At 65.1% G+C, this 6,710-nt stretch carries 3 protein-coding genes; 2 read left to right on the top strand and 1 reads right to left on the bottom strand.

What is annotated here, in order from left to right; genetic code table 11:
• Positions 1–144: 144 nt before the first annotated feature.
• On the bottom strand, positions 145–3,048 hold the full coding sequence (locus ABZE94_RS19275; RefSeq protein ID WP_372877519.1) for a ribonucleoside-diphosphate reductase subunit alpha: 2,904 nt from the start codon (positions 3,046–3,048) through the stop codon (positions 145–147).
• Between the two features lie 934 nt (positions 3,049–3,982).
• On the opposite strand from ABZE94_RS19275, the gene ABZE94_RS19270 reads away from it, so the two are divergent.
• Positions 3,983–4,708: a winged helix-turn-helix domain-containing protein gene (locus ABZE94_RS19270; protein ID WP_372877518.1), complete on the top strand. Its 726-nt coding sequence runs from the start codon at positions 3,983–3,985 to the stop codon at positions 4,706–4,708.
• Positions 4,705–6,309 carry an ATP-binding protein gene (locus tag ABZE94_RS19265; RefSeq protein ID WP_372877516.1) on the top strand — a complete coding sequence of 535 codons (1,605 nt, stop codon included), beginning with the start codon at positions 4,705–4,707 and terminating at the stop codon, positions 6,307–6,309. The genes ABZE94_RS19270 and ABZE94_RS19265 overlap by 4 nt, the downstream gene beginning before the upstream one ends.
• The last annotated feature ends 401 nt before the right edge of the window (positions 6,310–6,710 follow it).

The following is a 6,710-nucleotide window of genomic DNA, read 5'->3' as shown; positions in this document are numbered from 1 at the left end:
TTCACCTTTCGAGCGTGTAGCTGAGCGAGTAGTCGCTAGGCACCTGCTGGAGTGGAGCCCCTGAGCGTACGGCTGTACGTGATGGGGGCCGCTCCGGCAGGTAACGACGCGAATGCCGCTCAGCTCCGCGCGCTGCCGAACACCTTATTGGCAGGCTTCGCAGTCTGGTTCATCAATGGCGCAGGCTTTGGGTACTGGTGCCGGGCCGGCGGACATCTCCACTTCCGGGGCTTTGGCCGGTGCTGCGCTTAGGCCGTCGTTGCCGCCGCTGGACACGGCGTTGAGCTTGCCGGTGTTGACGGTGGATTTCTCGGTGCTGGTGGCGGCCAGGGCGCGGAGGTAGTAGGTGGTTTTCAGGCCGCGGTACCAGGCCATGCGGTAGGTCACGTCGAGCTTCTTGCCCGAGGCGCCGGCGATGTACAGGTTCAGCGACTGGGCCTGGTCGATCCACTTCTGGCGGCGGCTGGCGGCGTCGACGATCCACTTGGTGTCGACTTCGAAGGCGGTGGCGTAGAGGTCTTTCAACTCCTGCGGGATGCGTTCGATCTGCTGCACGGAACCGTCGTAGTACTTGAGGTCGTTGATCATGACCGAGTCCCAGAGGCCGCGGGCCTTGAGGTCGTGGACCAGGTAGGGGTTGATCACGGTGAATTCGCCGGAGAGGTTCGATTTCACGTAGAGGTTCTGGTAGGTCGGTTCGATCGACTGCGACACGCCGGTGATGTTGGCGATGGTGGCGGTCGGGGCGATGGCCATGATGTTGGAGTTGCGGATGCCGTTCTGCACACGGGCACGTACCGGCGCCCAGTCCAGCGACTCGCTCAGGTCGACGTCGATGTACTTCTGCCCGCGCTGCTCGATGAGGATCTGCTGCGAGTCCAGCGGCAGGATGCCTTTGCTCCACAGCGAACCCTGGAAGGTCTCGTAGGCGCCGCGCTCGTCGGCCAGGTCGCAGGAGGCCTGGATGGCGTAGTAGCTGACCGCTTCCATGGATTTGTCGGCGAAGTCGACCGCCGCGTCCGAGCCGTAGGGGATGTGCTGCAGGTACAGGGCGTCCTGGAAGCCCATGATGCCGAGGCCGACCGGGCGGTGCTTGAAGTTGGAGTTGCGCGCCTGCGGCACCGAGTAGTAGTTGATGTCGATGACGTTATCGAGCATGCGCACGGCAGTCTTGATGGTCTTCTGCAGCTTGGCGCGGTCGAGCTTGCCGTCCTTGATGTGGTTCGGCAGGTTGACCGAGCCCAGGTTGCACACGGCGATTTCGTCGGCGTTGGTGTTGAGGGTGATCTCGGTGCACAGGTTCGAGCTGTGCACCACGCCCACGTGCTGCTGCGGGCTGCGCAGGTTGCACGGGTCCTTGAAGGTCAGCCACGGGTGGCCGGTCTCGAACAGCATCGAGAGCATCTTGCGCCACAGGTCCTTGGCCTGGATGGTCTTGAACAGCTTGATCTTGCCGTATTCGCACAGGGCTTCGTAGTACTCGTAGCGCTCCTCGAAGGCCTTGCCGGTCAGGTCGTGCAGGTCCGGCACTTCGCTCGGGCTGAACAGGGTCCAGGGGCCGTCGTCGAACACGCGCTTCATGAACAGGTCCGGGATCCAGTTGGCGGTGTTCATGTCGTGGGTGCGGCGGCGGTCGTCACCGGTGTTCTTGCGCAGCTCGATGAACTCTTCGATGTCCATGTGCCAGGTTTCCAGGTAGGCGCAGACCGCGCCCTTGCGCTTGCCGCCCTGGTTGACCGCCACGGCGGTGTCGTTGACCACCTTGAGGAAGGGCACGACGCCCTGGGATTTGCCGTTGGTGCCCTTGATGTAGGCGCCGAGGGCACGCACCGGGGTCCAGTCGTTGCCCAGGCCGCCGGCGAATTTGCTCAGCAGGGCGTTGTCGCGGATGGCATCGTAGATGCCGCCGAGGTCGTCCGGCACTGTGGTCAGGTAGCACGAGGACAGCTGCGGGCGCAGGGTGCCGGCGTTGAACAGGGTCGGCGTGGAGGCCATGTAGTCGAACGAGGACAGCAGGTTGTAGAACTCGATGGCGCGGTCTTCTTTCTGCTGCTCTTCGATGGCCAGGCCCATGGCCACGCGCATGAAGAAGATCTGCGGCAGTTCGAAGCGGGTGCCGTCCTTGTGGATGAAGTAACGGTCGTAGAGGGTCTGCAGGCCGAGGTAGGTGAACTGCTGGTCGCGCTCGTGGTTGATCGCTGCGCCGAGTTTTTCCAGGTCGAAGCTTTTCAGCACGGGGTTGAGCAGTTCCAGCTCGATGCCCTTGTCGATGTAGGCCGGCAGGGCCTTGGCGTAGAAGTCGACCATCTCGTGGTGGGTGGCGCTGGTGGCGACACCGAGGAAGCCCAGGCCTTCGGCGCGGATGTTGTCCATCAGCAGGCGAGCGGTGACGTAGCTGTAGTTCGGCTCGCGCTCGACCAGGGTGCGGGCGGTCATCACCAGGGCGGTGCTGACGTCGCTCTGGGCCACGCCGTCGTAGAGGTTCTTCAGGGTTTCTTTCTGGATCAGCGCGCCGTCGACTTCGGCCAGGCCTTCGCAGGCTTCGGTGACGATGATGTTGAGGCGGCCCATGTCCAGCGGCGCCACGCTGCCGTCGAGGTGGGTGACGCGCAGGCTCGGGTGCGGCTCGGCGACGTCGTTGCCGCCGCGCTTGCGCTCCTGGCTGCGCGACTCGCGGTAGATCACGTAGTCGCGGGCGACTTTCTGCTCGCCGGCGCGCATCAGGGCCAGTTCGACCTGGTCCTGGATTTCCTCGATGTGGATGGTGCCGCCGGACGGCATGCGCCGCTTGAAGGTGGCGCTGACCTGTTCGGTCAGGCGCTCGACGGTTTCATGGATACGCGACGAGGCGGCGGCGGTGCCGCCTTCTACTGCGAGAAACGCCTTGGTGATGGCGACGGTGATCTTGTCATCGGTGTAGGGCACGACGGTGCCGTTACGCTTGATCACACGCAACTGGCCCGGCGCGGTGGCGCTCAGTTCCAGGTTGCCATCGGTGGCCTGTGGTGCTTGGCCCTGCGGGTTCTCGCGAGAGGTGTCGGTATGCATGTAGGAGTGTCTCCGTGATCTGTAATTTGTCGGGTCGGCGCTTTCCGGTGGATCTACTGCCGCTCGTTACCATTTCAACAACACCTGCACGCAGCCAGAGGCTGGGGGCAGGGGACTTGCAAACTGGCTGGAAGGGTCTGCGAGGGTGTGAACGAAGGCTGGCCTGTTGTGACCGGCTCCAGGCGCCCGCTGCCGGCGTTGCGTCTGGCCGGAAATCGGGTCATTCAGTTCGCTGAACGCTCCCGCTTGCTTGCCTGACCCGCCTTGCCGCGAATGCCTGGAGTCGCTCTCGCGACGGCGTTCGATCTGTTCACAACCTCTGGCTGAAAAGCGCCTCCCTGGCTTGATGTCTTGTGTCGGCCATGGCCGGCACTACTAGATGTAGTGGTAGGGGCGCAAGGGCTGCCTACCGTTATTCTGGCTCCGGCAGGCAGGTCGCGCTGCTGGAGCAATGGCCGCAACGCGTGTGCGCAGGCCGCCATCGAGGTTCTTTCGCTCACCAATCGGGCGTAGGGACTGGACCTTTCAGGGGCAATTGTGCTTGTGCCGTTTTCGAGGTCAAAACCCAACATATAGGTGTTTAGTGCGTTGGAGATACAAGATAGTGCGGTGTTGGGGGTATGGCAAGTCCTCCGGCCTGTGGATAAAGCTGTGGGTTAACTTGGGGTAACTTGCGCAAACCCGCGTGTTTGCTGGGGTGAGCGGCCCTGTACCGTTCGTCGTCGTTATTGGTTTATTTTTGCCTTGGGGCGCGAGTTTTCGAGTCCGGCACAGAAACACAATATGTAGTTTTTTTTGTGGCGTTTTGGCCTGCTCTGTGCTGAGCGGCCGCGGTGCTTTTCACGGCTGTGCAGCCGACCTGCGCGCTGGCGTTCGGCATTGCTACAATCGGCGTCTTTTCCGCCGTCGTTGATTTGTTCCCCCGGAGGCAGCCGTGCAGCAGCAAGACACCTGGCACATCCTGATCGTCGAAGACGACCGACGTCTGGCCGAACTGACCCGTGACTACCTGCAGGGCAATGGCCTGACGGTGAGCATCGAGGGCGACGGCGCACGGGCGGCCGCGCGCATCCTCAAGGAGCAGCCGGATCTGGTGATACTCGACCTGATGCTGCCGGGCGAGGACGGCCTGTCGATCTGCCGCAAGGTGCGCGACCAGTACGACGGGCCGATCCTGATGCTGACCGCGCGCACCGACGACATGGACCAGGTGCTCGGTCTGGAAATGGGCGCCGACGACTATGTGTGCAAGCCGGTGCGCCCGCGGCTGCTGCTGGCGCGGGTCCGCGCGCTGCTGCGGCGGCGCGAGGGCGTCGCGGCGCCTGCCGGCGAAGGGCCGCGGCGCCTGGAGTTCGGCCCGCTGGTGATCGACAATGCGATGCGCGAGGCCTGGCTGGGCGAGCAGGGCATCGAGCTGACCAGCGCCGAGTTCGACCTGCTCTGGCTGCTGATGGCCAACGCCGGGCGGATTCTCTCGCGCGAGGAGATCTTCAATGCCTTGCGCGGGATCGAGTACGACGGCCAGGATCGCTCGATCGACGTGCGCATCTCGCGGATCCGGCCGAAGATCGGCGACGACCCTATGCATCCGCGCCTGATCAAGACCGTGCGCAGCAAGGGCTATCTATTCGTCGCCGAGGCTGCCGAAGCGCTGCTATGAATTCGATCTTTCTGCGCATCTATGCCGGCATGCTGGCGGTGCTGGTGCTGGTGGCGCTGCTCGGCGTCGGCACCCTGCACCTGGTCAACGAGGTGCGCTCGGAGCAATACCGCGAGCGCCTGGCGCGCGGCACCTTCCGCCTGATGGCCGACAACCTGGCGCCGATGAACGCGCTCGAGCGGCGTCGCTCGGTGGTGCTGTGGTCGCGCCTGCTGGGCATCCCCTTGACCCTGCAGCCGCTGGCCGAGGCCGAGCTCGACAGCGGCGCGCGCAATCGCCTCAAGCGTGGCCAGGTGCTGGTGCGGCAGACCGGCCCGCATGCGGCGACCGTCTACAGCCAGGTCAATCAACAGCAGCAGCTGCTGCTGACCGGCGAGGTGCAGCAGATCAGCGAACAGCTGGCGCGGGCGACGGTGTTCCTGCTGCTCGACGAGCTGATCCGCTTTCCGGCGGCCGAGCAGCCGCAGCGCCTGGCCGAGCTCAAGGCGGCCAAGCAGTTCGGCTTCGACCTGCGCCTGGTCCGCCTCGAGCAGGCGGCCCTGGATGACGACCAGCGTCGGCGGGTGGACGAGGGCGACACGGTGATGGCGCTGGGCAAGGGCGGCGACAGCATTCATGTGTTCTCCGGCGTGGTCGGTACGGACTGGGTGCTGGAGATCGGCCCGCTGTATCAGATGAACCCCTACCCGCCGCAATTGCTGGTGTTGATCGGGTTGCTGGGCCTGAGCCTGATCGGCTTGACCGTCTATCTGCTGGTGCGGCCCCTGGAGCAGCGCCTCGGCGACCTGGAGCGCGCCGCCACGCGGATCGCCAGCGGCCGCCTGGATGCACGGGTGCCGAGCCGCGGCACGGATTCGGTGGGGCGGCTGGCGGCGGCGTTCAATGCCATGGCCGAGCACCTGCAGCGCTCGCTGAGCATCCAGCGCGAGATGGTGCGGGCGGTGTCGCATGAACTGCGCACGCCGGTGGCGCGCCTGCGCTTCGGCCTGGAGATGATCGGCGATGCCGAGAACGAAACGGCGCGGCGCAAGTACATGGACGGCATGGACAGCGACATCCAGGACCTCGACAAGCTGGTCGACGAGATGCTGACCTACGCGCGCCTGGAGCAGGGCGCGCCGGCGCTGAACTTCCAGCAGGTCGACCTGGGCACGCTGATCGACCAGGTGATCGACGAGCTGGCGCCGCTGCGCCCGGAAATTCGGGTCGAACTCGGCCCGGCCCTGCCGGCTCTGGATGGCAGCGGGGCGCTGGTCGAGGCGGAGGTGCGCTACCTGCACCGCGCCTTGCAGAACCTGGTGAGCAACGCCATGCGCCATGCCGAATCGCGGGTACGGGTGAGTTACCAGATCGGCCTGCAGCGCTGCCGTGTGGACATCGAGGACGACGGCCCCGGGGTGCCGGAAGACGCCTGGGACCATATCTTCCAGCCCTTCCTGCGCCTGGACGACAGCCGCACCCGCGCCTCCGGCGGGCATGGCCTGGGCCTGTCGATCGTGCGCCGGATCATCTACTGGCACGGCGGCCGCGCGCAGATCAGCCGCAGCGAGCGCCTCGGCGGCGCACAGTTCAGCCTGGTCTGGCCGCGCAAGCAGGGTTGAGAGGCGGCGTTCCGACCAGCGCTGTCGCGGACGAGTTTGCGAAGCTGTTCCGGTATCGACGGTTCTCAGGCTCCGCGTGGTAACGATCACGACGGATCGAGGGAGTCGCCAGATCCGGGGTAGTCCACGATCTGTAGGGTGTCACTCGCCGCAGGCAGTGCACCATTGGTTCACCGGTGCGGCACAAAAGCTGGCGGGCTGTCGCTTCGCTCCGAGGCCGCCCTACGGTCGCCCAACAATCTTGAGCAATCTTGAGCAATCCGCAGCCTGTAGGGTGTCACTCGCCGCAGGCAGTGCACCATGGTTCACCGGCGCGACACAACAGCTGGCGGGCTGTCGCTGCGCTCCGAGGCCGCCCTACGGTCGCCCAACAATCTCGAGCAATCCGCAGCCTGTAGGGT

It is taken from the genome of Pseudomonas sp., from assembly GCF_041601375.1.
Taxonomy (GTDB): Bacteria; Pseudomonadota; Gammaproteobacteria; order Pseudomonadales; family Pseudomonadaceae; genus Aquipseudomonas.
The sequence above is the reverse complement of the archived record's forward strand: the minus strand, read 5'-3'. Positions and strand labels throughout refer to the sequence as shown.